This window comes from Novosphingobium terrae (assembly GCF_017163935.1).
In the GTDB taxonomy this organism is placed as follows: Bacteria; Pseudomonadota; Alphaproteobacteria; order Sphingomonadales; family Sphingomonadaceae; genus Novosphingobium; species Novosphingobium terrae.
The window spans coordinates 2,013,317-2,035,314 of record NZ_JABVZR010000001.1; the positions used below are offsets into that span (position 1 = coordinate 2,013,317).

The following is a 21,998-nucleotide window of genomic DNA, read 5'->3' on the forward strand; positions in this document are numbered from 1 at the left end:
GGTTCAGGCGGGTATCGACAGCAGGGCCAGCCAGCCCGCAATTTCGCCCACCACCTGCATGGTGCCCAGCACATCGCCGGTCTGCCCGCCGATCTGGCGCCATGCGATCAGGCCGGTCGCAGTCACTGCGCCGGTCATCACCAGCCCGACGATCAGACCGGGCATAAACTCCAGCCCGGCAACCAGAGCCAGCCCTCCCAACACCAGCCCAACCACAAGCCGTACCGCACCGACACCAGAGGCCGAACGCCCCAGCCCATCGGCCCGCGCCACCGGCATCACCGCCAAAGCGCCCACCAGCAAAGAGCGGCTGGCCACGGCAATAGCCACGATCCGCCAGACATCGCCCAATTGCGCCAACAGCAGCCACCGCAGCCCCAGCGCCATCACCAGAGCAATCGCGCCATAGCTGCCGAGGCGGCTGTCCTTCATGATTTCTAGCTTGCGCTCACGGGTCTGGCCGCCGCCGAAGCCATCGGCAACATCGCCCAGCCCGTCCTCATGCAGCCCACCCGTGACCAGCAGTCCAGCCACCAGAGCCACGCCCGCCGCCACTGAAGCAGGCCAGCCCAACGCTTGCCCCAAGGCGAAGATGCCGCCGACAATTGCCCCCCCCCCCAGCCCGGCCAGCGGAAAGGCCCATGCCGCCTGAGCCAGCGTGGGCACATCTCCGCGCAGCCGACCGGCTGGCAGGCGCGTCAGCAGCATCAGCGCCACCTGCGCTTCGGACCAGCGGCGGCGCAAAAGGCTCACGCCTCGCTCACCCCGGCCTCGCCGAAGGTGGCCATGCCATTGTGGCATTCCAGCGCCGCGCGCACGATGCCCAGCGCCAGCGCGGCGCCAGAGCCCTCACCCAGACGCATATCGAACTCCAGCACCGCGCGCTTGTTCAGCGCCGAGAGCAGGCGCCGATGGCCTGGCTCAGCACTGGCATGGCCGATCAGGCAATGGTCGAGCAGGTCAGGCGACACGCCATGCAGCACCGCCGCCGCCGCCGTGCAGATAAAGCCGTCGAGGATCACCGGGATACGCTTGGCGCGCGCTGCCAGCACCGCGCCACAGATTGCCGCCTGCTCGCGCCCGCCTAGCGCCGCCAGACGCTGCATGCCCCGCGCATCGCCATGGCGTGCCAACCCTTGCGCGATCACCTGAGCTTTGCGTTGCATGCCTGCGCTGTCAGCGCCGGTGCCGGGGCCAACCCAATCCGCCGGTTCGCCGCCGAACAGAGAGCAGGCCAGTGCAGCAGCAATGGTCGAGTTGCCGATGCCCATCTCGCCCAGCACCAGAACATCCGCCGCTGGGTTCACCGCCTCCGCACCCCGCGCCATGGCGGACAGCGTATCAGCCTCGCTCATGGCGGGACCTTGGGTGAAGTCCGCGGTCGGGCGGTCCAGATCGAGGGCGATCACCGAAAGATCGGCGCCCGAAGCCCGGCACAATTGGTTAATCGCCGCCCCGCCATGCTCGAAATTGGCGACCATCTGCACGGTCACCTCGCTGGGATAGGGGCTGACGCCATGGACGCAGACCCCATGATTGCCCGCAAACACCAGCGCCTGAGCATGGTTAATCACCGGACGCGCCGTGCCGCGCCAACCGGCCATAAATTCCGCGATCTCTTCCAGACGCCCCAGCGAGCCGGGAGGCTTGGTCAGGCTGTTCTGCCGCACGCGGGCGGCCTGAGCGGCAGCCTCGTCGAAACGGGGGGCATTACGGGCGAAATCGGCAACTTCGGCAAGATGGGAAAACATCACTTCACCTTCATGGGCAGTCCGCAGACCGCCAGAACGACCTCATCGGCCATGGCCGCGACGCGCTGGTTGAGCAAGCCCGCCTCATCACGAAAGGCGCGGGCCAGAGCATTATCGGGCACGATGCCGCCGCCCACCTCATTGGTGACCAGCACCACCGGAGACGTGCGGGCGCCCAAAGCCTCCAGCAAGCCTTGCTCTCGCCAATCACGTTCGGCCAGCATCATGTTGGTTAACCACAGCGTAAGGCAATCGACCAGACAAGGCGCATGATCGCTGTTTCGCAAGGCTTCGGCCAGATCGAAAGGGGCGTGCAGATTGCTCCATTCGGCCCCGCGCCGCGCCTGATGGGCGGCGATACGCTGCTCCATTTCCGCGTCGAAAGCCTGAGCCGTGGCGATATAGGTGGCATGGCCGGTAAAGCCCAGGGCATGGCCTTCCGCGATGGCGCTTTTACCGGAGCGGGCGCCACCGGTCACCAGAATTATCCGCGCCATAAGGCCCAGCCTTTCATCAATCGCTTGCCGAATCGCCTGCACAGAAACCAGAAGCACCGCCAACTCAAGAGGAGATATGCCTTTTGGCATCCGCGCCCGCTCACGAATTGCTGTTGATCCGCCATGCCCCCGCCCTGAACGGGGGCCGACTGGCAGGGCGGCGCGACGTGCCCGCCGATCTGGGCGATGGGCAGGCGGTGGCGGCGTTGCGCGCGCATCTGGGGCCGGTGGATCAGGTCATAACCAGCCCCGCTCTGCGTTGCCGCCAGACGGCGCAGGCCATGTGGGCAGACACCGTGATGCCCGAAGATACCCGCCTGTGGGAACAGGATTTCGGGGCATGGGAGGGCCTGCCCTTCGCGGAGATTCCCGACCAAGGCGCTCTGTCTCCTGCAGAGCTGGCCTTGCTTGCCCCACCCGGTGGCGAGAGCTTTGCCGATCTGTGCCTGCGTCTCGCCCCGGCGCTGACAGAAATTGCCACCCTGCCGGGCCGCACCGCCATCATCGCCCATGCCGGCACGATCCGCGCCGCTCTGGCCATGGCATTGGGAACCATGGGGGGAACCATGGGGCCTGCTCTGGCGTTCAGCATCGATCCTTTGTCGATCACGCGGCTGATCCCTTGCGGCCAGCAATGGGCCATCGGTGGCGTCAATCAGAAAGCCTGCCCATGATGGCCCTGCATGCCGCGCAGATGCTGATCGGACTGGCGCTGGAGGCCATGCTGGGCTGGCCGATGGTCCTCTATCGCCTGATCGGCCATCCGGTCAGCTGGCTGGGCCACCTGATCGCTCTGGGCGACCGGCACTGGAACGATGAAAGCGAGGATGACGACACGCGCCAGTCCAGAGGCACCATGCTGGCGCTGGGCATCATCCTGCTGGCCGGAGGCGTGGCCATGGCGCTCTCCCTGCTGCTGGTGCGTGACTGGACGGGCGCGGTGGTGGGCGGCATTCTGGCCTGGCCGCTGCTGGCGGCGCGCTCGCTGCATGACCATGTCGCCGCCGTGGCCGAGCCTCTGGCCGCAGGAGATGTGCTGCGTGCGCGCAAAGCGGTCTCGATGATCGTCGGACGCTCTCCTGAAAAGCTCGACAAGGCCGCCATCACGCGGGCTGCCGCCGAAAGTCTGGCGGAAAACACCTCTGATGGCGTGATTGCCCCGCTGTTCTGGGGCGTGCTGCTGGGGCTGCCCGGGATCGCGGCCTATAAGGCGATCAACACGCTGGATTCGATGATCGCCTATCGCACCGCGCGCCACCTGTTCTTTGGCCGCACCGCCGCAAAGATCGACGATATCGCCAACTGGGTCCCCGCACGGCTGACGGGACTGCTCTATGTGCTGGCCAGCAATCGGCCCGCCACCGCCCTGCGGGTGATGCTCTCCGATGCGCGCAACCATCGCTCGCCCAATGCCGGCTGGCCCGAGGCCGCCTTTGCCGGAGCCCTGGGCATTCGCCTCTCGGGCCCTCGCCTCTATGCCGAGGGGCCGAGCGAGGATGCCTGGCTCAATGGCAAAGCCCCCGATCCCCAGCCTGCCAATCTGCTTTCGGGGCTGAAACTCTATCGCCGTGTTGTGGTGCTGGCAGCACTCTGCGCGGCCACGCCCTGCGTGATCGCCTTGTGGAAGTTCCAAGCCTATGCAGCGTGACCATGGCGGCGATCTGGACAGAGCCCGCGCCAAACGCGGCGGCGATGACTGGATCGACCTCTCGACCGGCATCAACCGCGTGCCATACCCCGTGCCTGCTCTTGCGCCCGAAGCATGGACCGCTCTGCCCACCGCCAATGCGCGCGATCGCCTTTTGCAGGCCGCCGCGCGGGCCTATCGCACACAGGCGCCCATGGTGGCGCTGGCAGGCGCGCAGGCCGCGATCCAGATGCTGCCTCTGGTGCTGGGTGAGGCTGGCAGAACGGTGCGTATCCTTTCGCCGACGTACAATGAACATGCCGCCTGTTTCAGCACCGCCGGTTTCACCGTGGAGCCGGTCGATGATCCGGCGGCGCTGGTGGGGGCGTCGATTGCCATCGTGGTCAACCCCAACAACCCCGATGGCCGCCTGATCCCTCCCGCCGACCTTCTGGCCTTGCGCAAACAGGTCGGCCTGCTGGTGGTGGATGAGAGCTTTGCCGATCCCCTGCCCGATCTCTCGCTGGCACCCCATGCCGGGGAGCCCGGGCTGGTGGTGCTGCGCTCCTTCGGCAAGTTCTTCGGGCTGGCGGGCGTGCGGCTGGGTTTTGCGCTTGGCGATGCGGCCATCATCGCGCGTTTGACGGCCATGGCCGGTCCCTGGCCGGTGGCGGGGCCCGCGCTGGAGATCGGTGCCGCCGCGCTGGGCGATGCTGCATGGGCTCAGGCCACCACCGAGCGGCTGTCGCAAGAGGTGCCCCGCATCGATGCCATGGCGCAGGCTTATGGCTGGGCGCTGGCGGGCGGCACGCATCTGTTCCGCCTGTATGAAACGCCCGATGCCGCCGCTGCTCAGGAGCATCTGGCTGATCATCGCATCTGGAGTCGTATCTTTCCCTGGTCTCCCCGCTTGATCCGTCTGGGTCTGCCGGGCATGGAGTGTGAGTGGCTGCGTCTTGCCGCCGCACTCGAACGATAGAAAACGCATGGATTTCACCAAGGAGGATGCCGTCACGCTGGAGCGCATCATGCGCTGGCGTCGCGACGTGCGCCATTTCCGCGAGGATGCGCTGGATGAGGCTCAGATCGAGCGCTTGCAGCAGGCGATGGATCTGGCGCCATCTGTGGGCAATGCGCGCCCCTGGCGGGTGATCCGGGTGGAGGATGCCGGGCTGCGCCACGCCGTCCATGACAATTTTCTGGAGAGTAATGCTCTGGCCGCGCAAGGCTATGAGGGTGAGCGCCTGTCCGAGTACAATCGCCTCAAGCTGGCGGGGCTGGACAAGGCGCCGCTGCAACTGGCCGTGTTCACGGTGAACGATCCGGCAGAGGGCCATGGGTTGGGCCGCAGCAGCATGCCCGCCACCTTGCAGGCCTCGACAGCGATGGCGATCCATACGCTGTGGCTGGCGGCACGGGCGGACAATCTGGGGCTGGGGATGGTTTCCATCCTCGACCCTCTGGCGATCGAGCGCTTGCTGGAGGTTCCCGAGGACTGGGCCTTTTCGGCTTATCTCTGCGTCGGCCATCCGGAATTTACCGACGACACGCCGCTGCTGCACCGTGCGGGCTGGCAGGAAAACCACAGCCATGAATGGCTGCGGCGTTAAACTCTATTCCGCCAGTGCCAGCAGCCCGGTCACATCGGCATGGGCTTCGAGATGATCGGCAAGGGCATCCAGAGTGGCTTCCACCCCCGCGCCATAGGCAAGGTTGGACGGTTTCGCGCCCAGACCCGCGATAAAACGCGCACGAAAGGCATCCTGAGCGAAAAGCCCGTGGAGATAGCTGCCCATGATCCGCCCGTCGGCAGAGACGGCACCCTCCGGGCGGCCCGCGATTCTGGCGAAGGGATTGGCCCGGTCAGGGCCTTGGGTGACGCCGATATGGATTTCATAGCCTTCCACGCCCAGCCCGGAGGCGTGATGGATGGCCTGAACCTGCGTCAGATGCTTGTCGCCCTGCATGGTGGTCTCCACATCCAGCAGGCCCAGCCCGGGCATGTCTCCGGCCGGGCCTTCCAGCCCTTGCGGATCGCTGATCGAGCGCCCAAGCATCTGATAGCCACCGCAAATGCCCAGCACATGCCCGCCGCGCCGCACATGCGCCGCCAGATCCACATCCCAGCCCTGAGCGCGCAGAAACGCCAGATCGCCGCGTGTGCTTTTGCTGCCGGGCAAGATCACCAGCTTCGTATCGCCGGGGATCGCCTCGCCGGGGCGGATCATCACGAGATCGATGTCCGGCTCCTGAGCCAGCGGGTCCAGATCATCGAAATTGGCGATGCGGGAAAGCGCCAGCGCCGCCACCTTCACCCGTCCACCCGAAGGGACATGCCCCAGATCGAGCGCGTCCTCGGCAGGCAGCAGATGGGCCTGAGTGAACCACGGCAGCACGCCAAAACCACGCCAGCCGGTGCGTTGCTCGATCAGCCGATAGCCATCGTCGAACAGCGAGGGATCGCCACGAAACTTGTTGATGAGGAAGCCGCGGACCATCGCCGCATCCCCTGGCGACAACACGGCCTGCGTGCCAATAAGCTGGGCAATCACCCCGCCCCGGTCGATATCGCCTGCCAGCACCACCGGTACCTGTGCCGCGCAGGCAAAGCCCATATTGGCGATGTCTCCGCCGCGCAGATTGACCTCCGCCGGGCTGCCCGCGCCCTCCACGATGACCAGATCATGCGCGGCCTTCAGGCGCTGAAAGCTTTCCAGCACCGGAGCCATCAGTTGCGGCTTCAGAGCGGCATACTCCCGCGCTTTCACCGTGGCGATGCGCTTGCCCTGCACCACCACCTGACTGCCGACATCCGTCTCAGGCTTGAGCAACACCGGGTTCATATCGGTATGTGCCGCCAGCCCGCAGGCCAATGCCTGTAACGCCTGAGCCCGCCCGATCTCGCCACCATCGGCGGTCACGGCAGCATTGTTAGACATGTTCTGCGGCTTGAAAGGCGCAACACTTAGCCCTCGCCGACGCGCCGCCCGGCACAGCCCCGCCACCAGCAGGGACTTGCCGACATTGGACCCCGTCCCCTGGATCATCAGCGCGGGCATAAAGGGCTTAGAATTCCACCCCGGCCTGGGCCTTGATGCCGCCGCGGAAGGGGTGCTTCACCAGCGTCATCTCGGTGACCAGATCGGCCTGCTCGATCAGCTCGGGCGCGGCATTGCGGCCCGTCAGCACCACATGGGTCATCTCGGGCTTTTCCTCGCGCAGGAAGGTCAGCACTTCCTCCAGCGGCAGATACTCATAGCGCAGGGCGATGTTGATTTCGTCGAGCAGCACCATGCGGATTTCGGGATTGCGGATCAGCTCCTTGGCCTTCTCCCAGCCCTTGCGCGCGGCGGCGATATCGCGAGCCTTGTCCTGCGTTTCCCAGGTAAAGCCCTCGCCCATGGCGTGGAATTGGCACAGATCGGGGAAATTTTGCTCGATCAGACGACGCTCACCGGTGTCCCACGCGCCTTTGATGAACTGCACCACCGCGCTGGGCATGCCATGCGCGATACAGCGCAGGATCATGCCGAAACCGGAAGAAGACTTGCCCTTCCCTGTCCCCGTATGAACGATCACCAGCCCTTTTTCGCCCTGCTTGCTGGCCATGATCTTGTCGCGAGAAGCCTTTTTCTTGGCCATCTTGGCGTTGTGGCGGTCAAAGTCGGCGTCGGGCGTCTGGGTGGTGGCGTCGGCGGTCATGGCACTCTCCTGATCGCGGCATTCCTTGACAGCCCCGCCGCAATCCCGCAATCCCCGCCGCGTTGGTTCCTTGCGGCGGAGCATCTCCACCACAAGGCGAAGAGGGAATGTGACAGGGCGTTTCGAATGCCTCAAGCACAGCCGCCCCCGCGACCGTCAACGGATGAGTCCGCTTCGATGCCACTGGCCGCAAGGCTCGGGAAGGCGAAGCAGGCGCAGGGCTGGAAGCAGCCCCCGATCCGCCAGCCGGGAGACCTGCCAGCAAGAGAATACGGACAGCCGGGGTGCGCTGTGGCCGGTCGATCTGGTGTCGGGCATAAGGTTCGATGCCCGATGGTCTGTGCAGGCGCCCCGCATTCGGGAATGGAAGCGTCGTGGGCCAGAATACCGTCCTTTTTGTCTGCACCACCTGCCGCGCGGGCCAGACGCTTGGCGAGGGCGAAACCGTGCCCGGCGCTCTGCTGGCGCAGGCGCTGACTGCCGCCAATGCGGATGGCGATGTTGAAGTGCGCCCCACCGAATGCCTTTCGGCCTGCACCAATGGCTGCTCCATCGCGCTGACCCGGCCCGGCAGCTGGACCTATGTCTATGGCCGCCTGTCGGACGCCGATGTGCCCGAAATCCTCGCCGGTGCCAGCGCCTATGCGCAGAGCCCCGACGGCATCGTGCCATGGCGCGAACGCCCGATCATCTTCCGCAAGCAATCCATCGCCCGCATTCCCCCGCTGGAGGTCTGACCCCATGTCGCTCGAAAAAATCCCCGTCACCATCGTCACCGGCTTTCTGGGCTCGGGCAAGACCACGCTGATCCGTCACCTGCTTCAGAACCCGGGCGGACGCCGCCTAGCGGTGCTGGTCAATGAGTTTGGCACGGTGGGCGTCGATGGTGAAATCCTGAAGGCCTGCGCCGACGAGAACTGCCCCGAAAGCGCGATCCTCGAACTGGCCAATGGCTGCATCTGCTGCACCGTGGCCGATGATTTCATCCCGACGGTCGAAAAGCTGCTGGCCCTGCCCCAGAAGCCCGACCATATCCTGATCGAGACCTCCGGCCTCGCGCTGCCCAAGCCGCTGCTAAAAGCCTTCGACTGGCCCGCGATCCGCAGCCGCATCACGGTGGATGGCGTGATCGCGCTGGCCGATGCCGAGGCTGTGGCCGCTGGCCGCTTCGCCCCCGATGTGGCGGCGGTAGACGCGCAGCGTGCAGCTGACGACAGTCTTGACCATGAAACCCCGCTCTCGGAAGTGTTCGAGGATCAGCTGGCCTGCGCCGACATCGTGCTGCTGACCAAGGCCGATCTGGTCGACGCCGCCACGCTGGACGCCGCCCGCGCCGTCATCGCCGCCGAGGCCCCGCGCCCGCTGCCCATGCTGCCCGTCACCGATGGCGTGATCGATCCTGCCGTGATCCTCGGCCTCAACGCCGCTGCCGAGGACGATCTGGCCGCCCGCCCCAGCCACCACGATGGCGAGGACGACCACGAACACGAGGATTTCGACAGCACCATCATCACCCTGCCCGAAGTCAGCGACCCCGAAGCCCTGACGCAGGCCATCCAGCGCCTCGCCCGCGAGCAGGCGATCCTGCGCGTGAAGGGCTTCGTGGCGGTGCAGGGCAAGCCGATGCGCCTGCTGGTGCAGGCCGTGGGCGAGCGTGTGCGCCACCAGTACGACCAGCCCTGGGGCCAGCGCCCGCGCGTCACCCAGCTGGTGGTGATCGCCGAGCATGACCACCTCGATCCTGCCGCCGTCCGTGCCGTGCTGGACACGGTGCTGGCCCCCGCCTAACGCCAGCCGATGCATGTTATCTTCCGCGAAAGCCGTGGGCTGGATGAGGTCGAGGTCGCTACCGATCTTGGCCAATCGCCCGCGCCCCTGATCGTCCTGTCCTTTTCGGACAGCGATCTGGGGGCTTTCGCGGCGGGATGGCATGCCGCGCGGGCGGGACTGCCCGAACTGCGCCTCGCCAATCTGGCGGCGCTGAAGCATCCGCTCTCGGTCGACACCTATATCGAACGCACACTGTCCGGCGCGAAAGCCGTGCTGGTGCGGTTGATCGGCGGCACGGGCTACTGGTCCTATGGGCTGGCGCAACTCACCGATCTGGCCCGGCGCGAGCAGATCGCGCTGGCGGTCCTGCCCGGCGACGGGCGCCCAGACCCCACGCTGGACGCCGCCTCCACGCTGCCGATCCCTGTGCTGCGTCACCTCTCCGACCTGTGCGAGGCGGGCGGAGCCATCGCCGCTCAGGAAGCTCTGGCCGAACTGGCCCGCGCCGCCGGATTGCCCGCGCCCGAAGCACAGGGCGCCACTGCTGTTCCCTCCTGCGGCTGGTATTCCCCCGGCGTCGGCGTGGTTAACGCCCCGTCGCCCGGTAATGCGCCTTTGGTGGTCGTCAGCTTCTACCGTTCTTACCTGACCAGCGGCGACACCGGCCCCGTCGATGCGCTGATCGAAGCGCTGTCCCGCCGAGGTTTTCGCGCCATCGGGCTCTTCGCGCCTTCACTGAAAGCTCCCGGAGCGGCAGCATGGATCGGCGCGGCGCTGGAACGCCACACACCTGCCGCCATCGTTAACGCCACCGCCTTTTCCGGGCGCGATGACAGCGGCCAATCCCCGCTCGACGGTCCCGGTTGCCCGGTGTTCCAGATCGCGCTCTCCACTGCCGATGAAACGGCATGGGCTCAGGCCGAACGGGGCCTCTCGCCTGCCGATCTGGCCATGCATGTCGTGCTGCCCGAGGTCGATGGGCGGCTACTGGCCGGTGTCGCCAGCTTCAAGACCGCCGGGGTAATGGATCCTGATCTGCAATGCGCCCGCACCCTGCACCGCCCCGCCCCCGAGCGGATCGAGGCCATCGCGGACAAGGTGGCGGCATGGCACACTCTGGCCCTCACCCCTACGGCGGATCGCCAACTGGCGCTGATCCTCTCGACCTACCCGGGGCGGTCTGACCAGATGGCCCATGCCGTCGGGCTCGATGCGCTGGCCAGCGCCGAGGCCATGCTAGAGACCTTCGTTGAGGCCGGATATGACATCGAGGCCGACAAGGTGCTGGCTGAGGATTTGCAGACTGAAACCCTCACATGGCCGCTCACCGATTATCTTGCAGCCCTGCAGGCCCTGCCCGCCGCTCTGCGCGATGATCTGATGCAGGCATGGGGCCCGCCCGAAAGCGATCCCGCGCTGATCGATGGCGCCTTCCATTTCACCGCCGTCCGGCGCGGCAACGCCCTGATCGCTCTCCAGCCCGAGCGCGGCGAGCCCGCCCGGCGCGACGACGATTATCACGATGTCTCGCGCATCCCCCGCCACGCCTATGTCGCTTTTTATCTGTGGCTGCGGGCGCAAAGCATCCATGCTCTGATCCATATCGGCGCGCATGGCACGCTGGAATGGCTCCCCGGCAAGGCAGTCGCCCTTTCGCAAAGCTGCTGGCCCGAGGCACTGATCGGCCCCCTGCCGGTGATCTATCCCTTCATCGTCAACGATCCCGGCGAAGCCGCCCAAGCCAAGCGCCGCATCGGAGCGCTGACACTGGGCCATATCCCGCCCCCCATGGCCGCCAGCGCCGTGCCTGAAGGCCTGCTGCGCCTCGAACGGCTGCTGGATGAATATTCCACCGCCGAAGGCCTCGATCCCTCGCGCCGGGACCGGCTGATCACCCAGATCCGCGATGAGGCCGAAGCCACCGGCGTCACCCGAGATCTTGGCCTTACCCCCGGTGCCAGCGCCGCCGAGGCCATGGTCCGCATTGACCGTTTCGTCTGCGATATCAAGGAAAGCCAGTTCGGCGACGGGCTGCATATCTACGGTAAGGCCCCCGGCGAAACCGAAGGATTGCTAACAGCCCTGTCCGGGCGCCGTGTGGCCTCTGGCCCCTCGGGCTCCCCTTCACGCGGGCGCGCCGACGTGCTGCCCACCGGGCGCAATCTTTATAGTGTCGATCCGCGCGCCGTCCCAAGCCGCATCGCCCATGCGCAGGGCGTGAAGCTGGCCGAGGAGCTGCTGCGCCGCCACCTTCAGGACCATGGCGATTGGCCCAAAGGCCTCGTCATCGACCTGTGGGGATCGGCCACCATGCGCACGGCGGGCGAGGAATTCGCCATGGCGCTGCATCTGGCAGGCCTCGCCCCGCGCTGGGATCAGGACAGCGAAAGGGTCAGCGGTTTCGAAATCCTGCCGCCCGTTATGCTGGGCCGCCCGCGCATCGATGTCACTCTGCGCGTCTCGGGCCTGTTCCGCGACGTGTTCCCGGGGCTTGCACAACTCTTCGAGGCTGCTGCCTCTGCCTTGGCCGAGCGCGATCACGAAGGGCTTGAGGAAAACCCGTACCTCACCGCCACGCCGCGGGTCTTTGGCCCCAAGCCCGGCCTTTACGGCCTCTCCATGGAAGACCCCGCCCAGCATCTGGGCGATGAGGCCCGCCATGCCGCTGGAGAGGCATGGCTCGCAGCCTCGGCATGGGCGCTGGATGCACAAGGCGGCATCACCCATGACCGCGACGCTCTGGAAGCGCGACTGGCCGGGGCCGATGCCTTCGCCCATCTGCAGGACCTGCCCGAAACCGACCTACTGCTGGCCCGCGACTATGCCGCCCATGAGGGAGGCTTCGCCGCCGCCATGGAAGCTTTGGGCCGCCCCGCCCCCGCACTCTACCATCTGGACGCGACAAGGCCCGAAACCCCTCACGCCCGCACGCTGGCCGAGGAAGTGGCTCGCGTGGTACGCGCCCGCGCCGCCAATCCGCGCTGGGCGCAGGGCATGATGCGCCACGGCTTTCGCGGCGCCGCCGAAATCACCGCCACGGTGGACAATCTGGCCGCCTTTGCTCAGCTGACGCGGCAGGTCCCAGCCCATCTCTTCGACCTGTGCTTCGAAGCCACGCTGGGCCGCGACGATGTCACCGATTTTATGGCACAGGCCAACCCGCAAGCGCTGGAACAGCTCAAGGCCCGTTTCGCCGCTCTGGCCGAGGCCGGGCTGTGGTCCACGCTCAGCAACTCCATCGCGGCTCGCATGGCGGATCAGTCGTGAGCGCACCGCTGATCAAGGGCTGGTGCCCCGGAGCGCTGCGCCCCATGGAATCCGGCGATGGTCTGGTGGTACGGGTGCGCGCGCATGGCGGGCGACTGTCTCGGGAGCAGGCACGCGGGCTGGCCGATCTGGCGATCCGCCATGGCAATGGGCTGATCGACCTTTCAGCCCGCGCCAATCTGCAATTGCGCGGGATTTGTGACCATGCGGCGGTGGTCGCGGAATTGACCATGCTGGGCTTGATCGATGCGGATCAGGCAAGCGAGGCCCGGCGCAACATTCTGGTCACACCTTTCTGGCAAGCGGGTGACGGCACGCAGACGCTGGCGCAGGAACTGGCGGAAACGCTGGCGCACGGTGATCTGCCTTTGCCCGGCAAATTCGGCTTCGCGCTGGATACCGGCAAAAGCCCCGTTCTGCGCGAAGCTTCCGCCGATATCCGGATCGAGCGGGCCGGTGATGCTTACCATGTGCTTGCCGACGGCGCTTCGCAGGTCGCCTCGGCCACGCAAAGCAACGTCATCGCAACAGCCCTCGATCTGGCCCGCTGGTTCATCGAGACGGGCGGCGCTGCAAATGGACGCGGGCGTATGCGCGCTCATCTCGCGGAAGCTGTGCCATTGCCTGCCGGTTTCGCGCAACCGGCAGCACGGGTTCCTGCCTTTGCCCCCGCCCCCGGCATCACCCCTGCAGGTCACATGGTGGCGCTGGAATTCGGGCAGATCCATGCCGAAGCCCTTGCTGCTCTGGCCGATCTCGCACCGCTGCGCCTCACGCCATGGCGGATGCTGCTGCTGGAAGGATGCGATCACGCCCCTGTCCTGCCGGGCCTGATCACCGCTCCCAACGATCCGCTGCTGCGCGTGGTTGCCTGCACGGGCGCGCCCGGTTGCTCTCAGGCGCTGGGGCCGGTGCGCGATCTGGCTCGCCAACTGGCGCCGTCTGTGCCATCGGGCGGGATGCTTCATGTGTCGGGCTGTTCCAAGGGCTGTGCCCATCCCGGAACCGCCAAGATCACAATGGTGGCGCGGGGGGAGGATTTCGTTCTTGGATACAATTGCCAGGCTCGGGACGCCAACCACTCGATCCACACCCCGGCGCAACTGCTCGCCGACCCAACCTTGCTGACGATCCGGACCTGATGCCCTACACCTATGAAATGGATGGCGCCGCCATCTACCGCCAGTCCTTCGCCACGATCCGCGCCGAGGCCGATCTGGCCCGTTTCACCCCGGCTCAGGAACCCGTGGTGGTGCGGATGATCCATGCCGCCGGGCTTGTCGGCCTGGAGGCGCATGTCGCTTTCTCCGAGGGCATGGCCGAGGCGGCGCGCGCTGCTCTGGAGGCAGGCGCCCCGATCCTGTGCGATGCCCGCATGGTCTCCGAAGGGATCACCCGCGCGCGCCTTCCTGCCGGGAATGCGGTGATCTGCACGCTGCATGATCCGCAAGTGCCGGACCTCGCCCGCACCATGGGCAACACCCGCTCCGCCGCCGCGCTGGAGCTGTGGCGCCCGCATCTGGAGGGCGCCGTGGTGGCCATCGGCAATGCGCCGACGGCGCTGTTCCATCTGCTCAACATGCTGGAGGACCCGGCCTGTCCTCGCCCCGCCGCGATCATCGGCTGCCCGGTGGGCTTTGTCGGCGCGATGGAATCCAAGGAAGCGCTGATGGAGGCGCTGCCCTGCCCCGCCATGGTGGTGCGCGGGCGGCTCGGCGGCTCGGCGATCACCGTGGCGGCGGTCAATGCTCTGGCCAGCAGGGCGGAATGATGGGCAAGATCATCTGCGTGGGCCTCGGCCCCGGCGATCCCGATCTGATGAGTGTCAAGGCCGACAGGCTGGTGCGCGGCGCGGCGCATGTCGCCTATTTCCGCAAGGCCGGGCGCCCCGGGCAGGCAAGGCGCATCGTGGCCGGCATGCTGCGTGAGGATGCCATCGAGCATGCGATGGAATATCCCGTCACCACCGAAATCGCCTTCGACAGCGCCGATTACAACACGCTATTGTCAGCCTTCTACGATGACTGGACACAGCGTCTGGCGGATCTGGCGGCCAGCCATGAGGTGATCGTTCTGTGTGAAGGGGATCCATTTTTCTACGGCTCTTTCATGCATTTGCACACAAGACTTCAGGGGCTGTGCGAAGTCGAGGTCGTCCCCGGCATCACCGGCATGACCGGCTGCTGGCATGCCACAGGCGTGCCCATCACCTGGGGCGACGATGTGCTCAGCGTGCTGATGGGCACGCTGCCCGAGGAGGATCTGGTCGGCCATATGCGGCAAGCCCATGCGCTGGCGATCATGAAGACCGGGCGCAATCTGCCCAAGGTGCGCCGCGCTCTGGCCACGGCAGGCCGGCTGGATGAGGCTTGGCTGGTCGAACGCGGCACCATGCCGGGCCAGCGCGTGATCCGTCTGGCCGAGACCGAACTCGATGACTGCCCTTACTTCGCCATCGTGCTGGTGCATGGCCAAGGCCGCCGTCCGGAGGCGGCAGAGTGAAGGGCTCGGTCACCGTGGTTGGCCTCGGTCCCGGCGATGAGGCCATGGTTACCCCTGAGGTAACCCAAGCTCTCGCCCGCGCCACCGATATTCTGGGCTACACGCCTTACGTGGCACGGATCGCCCCGCGCGATGGGCTCACCCTGCATCCCAGCGACAATCGCGAGGAACTGGCCCGCGCCGCCCATGCTCTGGATCTGGCCGCGCAGGGGCGGCAGGCCGTGATCGTCTCCTCGGGCGATCCGGGGGTCTTTGCCATGGCTTCTGCCCTGTTCGAGGCCTTGGAAGCTGCGCCGCATCATCTGGGCGTGCAGATCGCCATCCTGCCCGGCATCACCGCCATGCTGGCCGCCGCCGCCGCCGCCGGAGCGCCGCTGGGCCATGATTTCTGCGCCATCAACCTGTCGGACAATCTGAAACCCTTCGCTCTGGTGGAGCATCGCCTGCGCATGGCGGCGCGCGGCGATTTCGCCATGGGCTTCTACAATCCGCGCAGCGCCAGCCGCCCGCATCAATTCGCCCGCGTGCTGGAGATCCTGCGCGAGGAGTGCGAGCCGCAGCGCCTGATCCTCTTCGCCCGCGCGGTCTCCACGCCGCAGCAGACCATCCGCACCGTCACTCTGGCCGAAGCAACGCCGGAGATGGCCGATATGCGCACCGTGGTAATCCTTGGCAACAGCGCCACCCGCCGCGTGGGTGAGTGGGTCTATACGCCCCGTTCTTCAGGCACGCTGCCATGAAGCCAGTCCATCACCTCTCCCACCCCACCATAGACCAGACGGGGGGGCACAAAGGGCCGGTCGATCAGGATCACCGGCAGGCCAAGCTGTCGCGCCGCGTCCAGCTTGGCGCTGGCCCCGCTGCCACCCGCGTTCTTGGCGACGATATGGGTGATGGCATGCTCGCGCAGCAGAGCCAGATCCCCCTCGACGCCAAAGGGCCCGCGATCCACCACCACCGTGGCATTGGCCAGAGGCTGAGGCGCGGGATCGACAAGGCGCAGCAGGTAATGATGCGGCTGCCCGGCAAACAGCGCCAGATTTTGGCGACCAATGGCCAGAAAGACCCGCGCGGGATCGTCAGGCAAGGCCTTTACGGCGGTATCCAGATCGGGGACGATACGCCAGTCATCGCCCTGTTGAGGCGCCCATGGCTGACGTTCCAGCGCGGCCAGCGCGGCACCGGTCTGTGCGCAGGCCACCACCGCATGGGTGCTCATCCGGGCGGCAAAGGGATGGGTCGCATCCACGACATGCGTGATGCCCTGCTCCTGGATGTAGCGCGACAAACCTTCCACCCCGCCGAAACCACCGACGCGCATCGGCAAAGGCTGAGCAATCGGGCTCGCCGTGCGCCCGGCATAGGAGAACACCGCCTCTGCCCCCGCTTCGGCCAGAGCCCGCGCCATCGCGCTGGCCTCGCTGGTGCCGCCCAGCAGCAGGATGCGTCTTGTGGCTGAGGGGGAAAAGGCATGGTTGTCGATCATCGGCATCGGCGAGGATAGGGCAGAGGCCCTTCCTCCTGCAAGCCGCAAGGCGCTGGCGCAGGCCGATCATGTGCTGGGCGCGCCGCGCCATCTGGCGCTGGCCGGGCTGGAGGGTGATCCCCGTGCGCAGGCATGGCCGGTGCCCTTCTCCATCGAACCCGTGCTGGGTTTGCGGGGGCGGAACGTGGCGATGCTGGTGTCCGGCGATCCCTTCTGGTTCGGCGGCGGCACCAGCGTGACGCGCCATCTGGAGCCGCATGAATGGCAGGCCTATCCTGCGCCCTCCGCCTTCAGTTGGGCGACGGCAAGGCTGGGCTGGCCCATCGAGGATACCGCATGTCTTGGCCTGCATGCCGCGCCCTTCGAGCGACTGGTGCCGGTGATGGGCCATGGGCAGCGCGCGATCTGCCTGCTGCGTGACGGTGCGGCGGCGGCTTCCCTCGCGACATGGTTAACCGGGCGGGGCTTCGGCGCCAGCTTGTGTCATGTGCTGGAGGCGCTTGGCGGACCCGATGAACGGCTACGCACCACCATAGCGAGCGATTTCACCCTCGGCGATGTCTGCGCGCCCGTGGCGATGGGGATCGCTTTCGATGGGCCGCCTGCCCTGTCGCGCGCCAGCGGTCTGGTTGACGATCTGTTCCTCCATGACGGCCAGATCACCAAACGCCCGGTGCGGGCGCTTGCCTTGTCAGCCTTGGCCCCCCGGGCTGGCGAACTGCTGTGGGATCTGGGCGCGGGCTCCGGCTCGATCAGCGTCGAATGGTGTCTGGCCGGTGGGCGCGCTCTGGCCATCGAGCGCAAACCCGAACGCGCCGCCAACATCCGCGCCAATGCCGAGGCTTTCGGGCTTACGCACCGCCTCACCGTAGCAGAAACCAGCCATGCCGACCTGCCGGACGGCCTTCTGCCGGACGCGGTCTTTATCGGCGGCGGCATGGATCAGGGGCTGATCGAGCGCCTTTGGGCAAGGTTAACGCCGGGCACCCGTCTGGTGGCCCATAGCGTCACGCTGGAGAGCGAGGCACTGCTGCTGGGCATTCAGGCGAGGCTTGGCGGCGATCTGCTGCGGATCGAACTGGCACAGGTGGCGCCGCTGGGTTCGATGCGTGGCTGGCAGCCTGCCCGGCCGGTGGTGCAGTGGAGCGTGGTGCGATGATCTCCTGCGTGGCCGCAATGGGCTGTCGCGCTGATGTGACGCTCAGCGCCTTGCGTGAAGCTCTGGCGCAGGTTTCATCCGGCCATAGCATCGATGCACTGGCCACTTTGAGCGGTCGGGCCGATCTTCCCGCCCTGCGCGATCTGGCGCAGGAAACCGGCTTGCCCCTGATCGCCATCGAACGTGAGGCCATCGCAGGCACCGTAACCCCCACGCAATCGGCGCGCATCCTCGCCAGCTTTGGGACCGGTTCGGTGGCAGAGGCGGTCGCTCTGGCCGCCATCGCTGCGCCCGCCCATATCGCGGTGACGCGCCAGATTTCCACCGATGGATCGGTCAGCGCCGCCATCGCCATTCGGGACCTTTCATGACCGTCCATTTCATCGGCGCCGGCCCCGGCGCGCCCGACCTGTTGACCCTGCGCGCGGCAAGGCTGATCAGCGAATGCCCGGTCTGCCTCTATGCCGGATCGCTGGTGCCCGAAGGCGTGCTGGCGCATTGCCCGCCCGATGCCCGGATCGTGAACACGGCGCCGCTCTCGCTGGACCAGATCATGGAAGAGATCGCGGCGGCCCATGCCGAGGGCCATGATGTGGCGCGGCTGCATTCGGGCGATCTTTCGGTCTGGTCGGCGATGGGCGAGCAGATGCGGCGGCTGCGCGCTCTGGGCATTCCCTATGATGTGACGCCCGGCGTGCCCGCTTTCGCCGCCGCTGCCGCCGCGCTTGAGGCGGAACTTACCCTGCCCGGCGTGGCGCAATCCGTGGTGCTGACCCGCACGCAGGGCCGAGCGACCCAGATGCCCGAGGGCGAGACTTTGGCCGCTTTCGGCGCCACGGGGGCGACTTTGGCGCTGCATCTTTCGATCCATCTGCTTGACAAGGTGGTGGCCGAATTGACCCCGCATTACGGCGCTGACTGCCCTGTCGCCGTGGTCTGGCGCGCCAGTTGGCCCGATCAGCGGATCGTGCGCGCCACGCTCGCCACGCTGGAAAGCGCGGTTGACGGCAGCATGGAGCGCACCGCGTTGATTCTTGTCGGCCATGCCATCGGCAGCGAGGATTTCGCCGAAAGCCAGCTTTACGCCAAGGAATACGACCGGCGCTATCGCCCCACCGGCACCAACCCCCGCTTCCCAGAGAGCGCATGATGGCGCCCGGCCTGATCATTTCCGCTCCAGCCTCGGGCGCGGGCAAGACGATGGTGACGCTGGGGCTTTTGGCCGCGTTTCGCGCCGCCGGGCTTGCGGTGCAGCCTTTCAAGAACGGGCCCGATTATATCGACCCGGCCTTTCATGCCGCTGCCGCCGGGAGGCCGTCCTACAACCTCGACAGCTGGGCGATGGGGGAGGCGCGACTGGCAGGCCTTGCTTCCTTCGCGCAGGGGGCTGATCTGGTGCTGGCCGAAGGCTCGATGGGACTGTTCGATGGCGTCGCCAGCGCCGGGGAGCTGGGCAATGGCGCCAGCGCCGAACTGGCGGCGCGAGCCGGATGGCCGGTGGTGCTGGTGCTCGATGTTTCCGGGCAGGCGCAGTCGGCGGCGGCGGTGGCTTTGGGCTTTGCACGGATGGCGCAGGATGTGCGTCTGGCAGGCGTGATCCTGAACAAGGTGGCCAGCCCTCGGCATGAGGCGTTGATCCGCGACGGCATGGCCCGCGTGGGAATCGAGGTGCTGGGCGCCCTGCCCCGTCGCAGCGATCTCACCCTGCCCGAACGCCATCTGGGGCTGGTGCAGGCTGGCGAACATGAAGGCTTGGCGGAAACGCTGGCGTCTCTTGGCAGCTTTGTGGCGAGCCATGTCGATCTGGAGCGCCTGCGGGCCATGGCGTCGGGCGGTTTTGCTTCGGGGCAGCCCGTGGCCGTGCCGCCGCCGGGGCAGCGGGTGGCGCTGGCTTGGGACGGGGCCTTTTCCTTCGTTTATCCGCATTTGCTGGCAGGTTGGCGCGCGGCGGGGGCGGAAATCCTGCCCTTCTCGCCTCTGGCCAATCAGGCCCCGGATGACAGCGCGGACGTCTGCTGGCTACCCGGCGGCTATCCTGAACTCCATGCCGGGCCTCTGGCCGCAGCGGAGAGTTTTCGCGCCGGTCTGAACCATTTCGCCCAGACCCGCCCGGTGCATGGCGAGTGCGGCGGCTATATGGCGATGGGGCAGGTGCTGGTGGATGCCAAAGGGACGCCGCATCGCATGGCCGGGCTGTTGGGGCTGGAGACCTCCTTTGCCAAGCGCAAGATGCATCTGGGCTATCGTCTGGCCCGCCTTGAGGCGCCGATCCCCGGCTATGGCGCAGACACGCGCCTGCGCGGGCATGAGTTCCATTATGCCACCATCCTTGCTCAACCCGATCAGCCGCTGGCTCATGTGGAGGATGCCAATGGCGCGGCGGTGCCGGAAACCGGGTCCCGGCGCGGGCTGGCGACGGGCAGCTTCTTCCATATGATCGCGCAGGCATCGGCATGATCGAGCTGGTTCTGATCGGCATCGGCACCGGCGGGCTCGACCAGCTGACGCTGGCAGCGGTGAAGGCCATCAACAGCGCCGATCTGATCCTGATCCCCCGCAAGGGTGTAGACAAGGCCGATCTTGCCGATCTGCGCCGCGCCATCTGCGAGGAGGTGCTGACCAATACGGCCACGCGCATTGCCGAATTCGATCTGCCGGTGCGCGATCCCGCCACGCCCGATTATCTGCGCCGGGTGGATGACTGGCACGATGCCATCGCCGATGTCTGGCAGCGGACCATTGCCGATCATATCACGGATGGCCGGGTGGCCTTGCTCGTCTGGGGCGATCCGGCGCTTTACGACAGTTCCTTGCGCATTGCCCGGCGGCTGCCCGATGTGACGGTACAGGTCGTGCCGGGGCTGATGTCGATCAATGTGTTGACCGCCGCGCATGGCATTACGCTCAATGAGGTGGGCGCGCCCTTTGTCGTCACCACCGGGCGCAGGCTGCGTGAGGAAGGCTGGCCCGCTGGCGTCGATACGGCGGTGGTGATGCTGGATGGGGAATGTTCGTTCCAGCATCTGGCACCGGAAGGTATTACGATCTGGTGGGGTGCTTATGTTGGCATGAGCAGCCAGATCCTGCTCTCCGGCCCTCTGGCGGATGTGGGCGAGAAGATCGTGGCGGCGCGGGCGCAGGCACGCGCACGCCACGGCTGGATTATGGATATCTATCTGCTGCGGCGGGATTAACCCTCCCGCACCACCTCGACCTCATCGAGCCGCTTGTAGCGATAGATTGCCCAGCTGAGCGCCCAGCTCAGCGCAAACAGGCCGACGATGGCAAAGCCCAGCAGGTTGAAACTCCCCGCCAGATCGCCGAACACATCCCACAAGCCACCCTTCAAATGCAGATGGTCGGCGATCAGCGCCATGGTCTCGATCCCGCCGATCAGGATCGCCACCAGAGCCGCCACCAGCGTGATCGTCATATTGTAGTAGAGTTTGCGGATCGGCTTGACGAATGCCCATTCATAGGCGCCCAGCATCATGATGCCATCGGTGGTGTCAATCAGCGCCATCCCTGCGGCAAACAGCGCGGGAAACAGCAGCACCACGCCAAAGGACATGCCCTGCGCCGCCTGTGAGGCCGAAAGCCCCAGCAGGCCAACTTCGGTGGCGGTATCGAACCCCAGCCCGAACAGGAAGCCCAGCGGCGCCATATGCCAGCTCTGCGTCACCAGTCGGAACAGCGGGCGCAGCAGGCGGGCGATCAGCCCGCGCCCTGCCAGCAGCATATCGAGATCCTCCTCGACATAGACCCCGCCCGCCAGCACATGGCGATAGCTGCGATACACCGAGCGCAGGATCATCAAATTCATGCCCGCAATGGTGAAGAGGAAAAAGGCCGAGACACAGGTGGAGATCAGCCCCCCGGTGGCCTTGAAACCCTCGATCCCGCTGGCCGCGCCTGCCATCAGGGCGATCAGCAAGGTGGCCACCAGCACCACGGCAGAATGGCCGATGGCAAAGAAAAAGCCGGTGCCGACCGGGCGCTGCCCATCCTGCATCAGCTTGCGGGTCACATTGTCGATGGCGGCGATATGGTCGGCGTCGACCGCATGGCGCAGGCCCAGCGTATAGGCCAGCAGCGCGGTGCCCAGCATGCCGGGCGCCTGATGCAGCACCAGCCAGCCCCAGACCCATACGCCCAGATTGGCCACCAGCAAAAAGGCATAAACCGCCCCGATCCGCCGACGCAGCGGGGTTTGCGCGGGGCGTGTGGCGGAGGCCTG

General features: G+C 66.6%; 23 protein-coding genes and 1 riboswitch. Of the genes, 16 read left to right on the plus strand and 7 right to left on the minus strand.

Annotated elements, in window-relative coordinates:
* Nucleotides 1–3: 3 nt before the first annotated feature.
* The 3 genes from HGK27_RS09185 to cobU are packed head-to-tail and all read right to left on the minus strand — an operon-like array spanning nucleotide 4 to nucleotide 2,248.
* Nucleotides 4–753 (minus strand): adenosylcobinamide-GDP ribazoletransferase, encoded by a 750-nt coding sequence (locus tag HGK27_RS09185; protein ID WP_206240254.1) that lies wholly within the window; start codon nucleotides 751–753, stop codon nucleotides 4–6.
* Complete coding sequence (gene cobT, locus HGK27_RS09190; protein ID WP_206240255.1) at nucleotides 750–1,751, minus strand: nicotinate-nucleotide--dimethylbenzimidazole phosphoribosyltransferase; 1,002 nt, start codon at nucleotides 1,749–1,751, stop codon at nucleotides 750–752. The genes HGK27_RS09185 and cobT overlap by 4 nt, the downstream gene beginning before the upstream one ends.
* Entirely contained in the window at nucleotides 1,751–2,248 is a 498-nt protein-coding gene (gene cobU, locus HGK27_RS09195) for a bifunctional adenosylcobinamide kinase/adenosylcobinamide-phosphate guanylyltransferase (protein WP_206240256.1), read from the minus strand. Before cobU ends, cobT begins: the two co-directional genes overlap by 1 nt.
* An 83-nt stretch (nucleotides 2,249–2,331) precedes the next feature.
* On the opposite strand from cobU, the gene HGK27_RS09200 reads away from it, so the two are divergent.
* Genes HGK27_RS09200 through bluB form a run of 4 tightly spaced genes read left to right on the plus strand, consistent with a single transcriptional unit; the run spans nucleotide 2,332 to nucleotide 5,485 of the window.
* Nucleotides 2,332–2,922, plus strand: coding sequence for a histidine phosphatase family protein (locus HGK27_RS09200; protein ID WP_206240257.1), 591 nt, complete (start codon nucleotides 2,332–2,334; stop codon nucleotides 2,920–2,922).
* Entirely contained in the window at nucleotides 2,919–3,896 is a 978-nt protein-coding gene (cbiB, locus tag HGK27_RS09205; RefSeq protein ID WP_241126973.1) for an adenosylcobinamide-phosphate synthase CbiB, read from the plus strand. Before HGK27_RS09200 ends, cbiB begins: the two co-directional genes overlap by 4 nt.
* On the plus strand, nucleotides 3,886–4,854 hold the full coding sequence (cobD, locus tag HGK27_RS09210) for a threonine-phosphate decarboxylase CobD (RefSeq protein WP_206240258.1): 969 nt from the start codon (nucleotides 3,886–3,888) through the stop codon (nucleotides 4,852–4,854). The genes cbiB and cobD overlap by 11 nt, the downstream gene beginning before the upstream one ends.
* Nucleotides 4,855–4,861: 7 nt before the next feature.
* A complete protein-coding gene (gene bluB / locus HGK27_RS09215) occupies nucleotides 4,862–5,485 on the plus strand; it encodes a 5,6-dimethylbenzimidazole synthase (RefSeq protein ID WP_206240259.1) in 624 nt (207 codons plus the stop codon).
* A gap of 3 nt (nucleotides 5,486–5,488) precedes the next feature.
* Here the strand turns inward: bluB and HGK27_RS09220 are convergent, their stop codons facing one another.
* Together HGK27_RS09220 and cobO are read right to left on the minus strand one after the other, a co-directional pair.
* The gene (locus tag HGK27_RS09220; protein ID WP_206240260.1) at nucleotides 5,489–6,934 is read right to left on the minus strand and encodes a cobyric acid synthase; all 1,446 of its coding nucleotides are present in this window, start codon (nucleotides 6,932–6,934) and stop codon (nucleotides 5,489–5,491) included.
* A 7-nt stretch (nucleotides 6,935–6,941) separates the two neighbouring features.
* The gene (cobO, locus tag HGK27_RS09225; protein WP_206240261.1) at nucleotides 6,942–7,577 is read right to left on the minus strand and encodes a cob(I)yrinic acid a,c-diamide adenosyltransferase; all 636 of its coding nucleotides are present in this window, start codon (nucleotides 7,575–7,577) and stop codon (nucleotides 6,942–6,944) included.
* 46 nt (nucleotides 7,578–7,623) lie between these two features.
* Nucleotides 7,624–7,854: riboswitch (cobalamin riboswitch) on the plus strand.
* A 97-nt stretch (nucleotides 7,855–7,951) separates the two neighbouring features.
* On the opposite strand from cobO, the gene HGK27_RS09230 reads away from it, so the two are divergent.
* The 7 genes from HGK27_RS09230 to cobJ are packed head-to-tail and all read left to right on the plus strand — an operon-like array spanning nucleotide 7,952 to nucleotide 15,856.
* Entirely contained in the window at nucleotides 7,952–8,314 is a 363-nt protein-coding gene (locus tag HGK27_RS09230) for a DUF1636 family protein (protein WP_241126976.1), read from the plus strand.
* Nucleotides 8,315–8,318: 4 nt separating this feature from the next.
* The gene (gene cobW / locus HGK27_RS09235; RefSeq protein WP_206240263.1) at nucleotides 8,319–9,365 is read left to right on the plus strand and encodes a cobalamin biosynthesis protein CobW; all 1,047 of its coding nucleotides are present in this window, start codon (nucleotides 8,319–8,321) and stop codon (nucleotides 9,363–9,365) included.
* A gap of 9 nt (nucleotides 9,366–9,374) precedes the next feature.
* Complete coding sequence (cobN, locus tag HGK27_RS09240) at nucleotides 9,375–12,614, plus strand: cobaltochelatase subunit CobN (RefSeq protein ID WP_206240264.1); 3,240 nt, start codon at nucleotides 9,375–9,377, stop codon at nucleotides 12,612–12,614.
* On the plus strand, nucleotides 12,611–13,756 hold the full coding sequence (gene cobG, locus HGK27_RS09245) for a precorrin-3B synthase (RefSeq protein WP_206240265.1): 1,146 nt from the start codon (nucleotides 12,611–12,613) through the stop codon (nucleotides 13,754–13,756). Before cobN ends, cobG begins: the two co-directional genes overlap by 4 nt.
* Nucleotides 13,756–14,385, plus strand: a complete 630-nt coding sequence (locus tag HGK27_RS09250; protein WP_206240266.1) for a precorrin-8X methylmutase — start codon at nucleotides 13,756–13,758, stop codon at nucleotides 14,383–14,385. The genes cobG and HGK27_RS09250 overlap by 1 nt, the downstream gene beginning before the upstream one ends.
* Entirely contained in the window at nucleotides 14,382–15,116 is a 735-nt protein-coding gene (locus HGK27_RS09255) for a precorrin-2 C(20)-methyltransferase (RefSeq protein ID WP_206240267.1), read from the plus strand. The genes HGK27_RS09250 and HGK27_RS09255 overlap by 4 nt, the downstream gene beginning before the upstream one ends.
* The gene (cobJ, locus tag HGK27_RS09260; protein WP_206240268.1) at nucleotides 15,113–15,856 is read left to right on the plus strand and encodes a precorrin-3B C(17)-methyltransferase; all 744 of its coding nucleotides are present in this window, start codon (nucleotides 15,113–15,115) and stop codon (nucleotides 15,854–15,856) included. Before HGK27_RS09255 ends, cobJ begins: the two co-directional genes overlap by 4 nt.
* On the opposite strand, the gene HGK27_RS09265 is transcribed toward cobJ, so the two are convergent.
* Nucleotides 15,823–16,602, minus strand: coding sequence for a cobalt-precorrin-6A reductase (locus HGK27_RS09265; protein ID WP_206240269.1), 780 nt, complete (start codon nucleotides 16,600–16,602; stop codon nucleotides 15,823–15,825). The two genes, cobJ and HGK27_RS09265, sit on opposite strands and share 34 nt — an antisense overlap.
* On the opposite strand from HGK27_RS09265, the gene cbiE reads away from it, so the two are divergent.
* Genes cbiE through cobF form a run of 5 tightly spaced genes read left to right on the plus strand, consistent with a single transcriptional unit; the run spans nucleotide 16,559 to nucleotide 20,955 of the window.
* The gene (cbiE, locus tag HGK27_RS09270) at nucleotides 16,559–17,761 is read left to right on the plus strand and encodes a precorrin-6y C5,15-methyltransferase (decarboxylating) subunit CbiE (RefSeq protein ID WP_206240270.1); all 1,203 of its coding nucleotides are present in this window, start codon (nucleotides 16,559–16,561) and stop codon (nucleotides 17,759–17,761) included. The genes HGK27_RS09265 and cbiE overlap by 44 nt on opposite strands.
* On the plus strand, nucleotides 17,758–18,132 hold the full coding sequence (locus HGK27_RS09275) for a cobalamin biosynthesis protein (protein ID WP_206240271.1): 375 nt from the start codon (nucleotides 17,758–17,760) through the stop codon (nucleotides 18,130–18,132). The genes cbiE and HGK27_RS09275 overlap by 4 nt, the downstream gene beginning before the upstream one ends.
* Entirely contained in the window at nucleotides 18,129–18,911 is a 783-nt protein-coding gene (gene cobM / locus HGK27_RS09280; protein ID WP_206240272.1) for a precorrin-4 C(11)-methyltransferase, read from the plus strand. The genes HGK27_RS09275 and cobM overlap by 4 nt, the downstream gene beginning before the upstream one ends.
* Complete coding sequence (locus HGK27_RS09285; RefSeq protein WP_241126978.1) at nucleotides 18,908–20,218, plus strand: cobyrinate a,c-diamide synthase; 1,311 nt, start codon at nucleotides 18,908–18,910, stop codon at nucleotides 20,216–20,218. Before cobM ends, HGK27_RS09285 begins: the two co-directional genes overlap by 4 nt.
* On the plus strand, nucleotides 20,215–20,955 hold the full coding sequence (gene cobF / locus HGK27_RS09290; protein ID WP_206240273.1) for a precorrin-6A synthase (deacetylating): 741 nt from the start codon (nucleotides 20,215–20,217) through the stop codon (nucleotides 20,953–20,955). The genes HGK27_RS09285 and cobF overlap by 4 nt, the downstream gene beginning before the upstream one ends.
* Here the strand turns inward: cobF and HGK27_RS09295 are convergent.
* Complete coding sequence (locus tag HGK27_RS09295; protein ID WP_241127370.1) at nucleotides 20,952–21,965, minus strand: HoxN/HupN/NixA family nickel/cobalt transporter; 1,014 nt, start codon at nucleotides 21,963–21,965, stop codon at nucleotides 20,952–20,954. The genes cobF and HGK27_RS09295 overlap by 4 nt on opposite strands.
* Nucleotides 21,966–21,998 lie beyond the last annotated feature (33 nt).